This is a genomic window from Paracoccus salipaludis (assembly GCF_002287065.1).
GTDB classification, from domain to species: domain Bacteria; phylum Pseudomonadota; class Alphaproteobacteria; order Rhodobacterales; family Rhodobacteraceae; genus Paracoccus; species Paracoccus salipaludis.
In genome coordinates this window covers 1-562 of record NZ_NSJZ01000128.1, presented here as the reverse complement: position 1 = coordinate 562, position 562 = coordinate 1, and the positions used below count along the sequence as shown (strand labels likewise).

The following is a 562-nucleotide window of genomic DNA, read 5'->3' as shown; positions in this document are numbered from 1 at the left end:
CGGGTTCACTGTAATTCGCGTTGCGCCGCCCCGCCTGTGCCGTCAAATCGGCCCGCCCGTGGGGTTTCGCCTCTCAGGGCCCTCTAAGGGGGGAGAGTTATCTATTAGTATGGGTGAGCGAAATCGTGCACCCTTGCTTGCACCCCGTTGCACCGCAACTACGACCCCGATCCCCGGCCGTCCTTCCATATGTGGAACATATCGGCCTTTCTCTTAACTGAATCAGTCACATGGGCTGTTGCCACGGCCCCTTGCTAGCACTGCTAGGACGTGCTAGGATTTTGGCATGTCGTGGAAGCTCATCACCCCCGATCCGAACGCCCCGCACGGCCTTTCGCTGGCACGGGTGAAAGAGCACGCCCGCATCAGTCACGACGACGAAGACCTTGCCATCGACGGGATGCTGTTCGCGGCAATCGAGCACGTCGCGGACCTCACCGGCCGCAGGACATAGGCGACCTGCGCGAGCGGGTGGCATTGCAGCGGTTCGAGACCATCGAGACCGACATGGGCGGCTTCATCGAGGAGTGGGTGACGCAGGCAACTGTCTTCGCCCGCATCG

Annotated in this window: 1 protein-coding gene; it reads left to right on the top strand. The window is 61.7% G+C overall.

Annotated elements, in window-relative coordinates:
* The first annotated feature begins 286 nt into the window (after window positions 1-286).
* Window positions 287-454 (top strand): head-tail connector protein, encoded by a 168-nt coding sequence (locus CK240_RS18505; RefSeq protein ID WP_135058970.1) that lies wholly within the window; start codon window positions 287-289, stop codon window positions 452-454.
* The last annotated feature ends 108 nt before the right edge of the window (window positions 455-562 follow it).

Excerpts from the sequence above, each read along its gene's own strand:
- CK240_RS18505 (WP_135058970.1), top strand. The coding sequence starts at position 287 with ATGTCGTGGAAGCTCATCACCCCCGATCCGAACGCCCCGCACGGCCTT.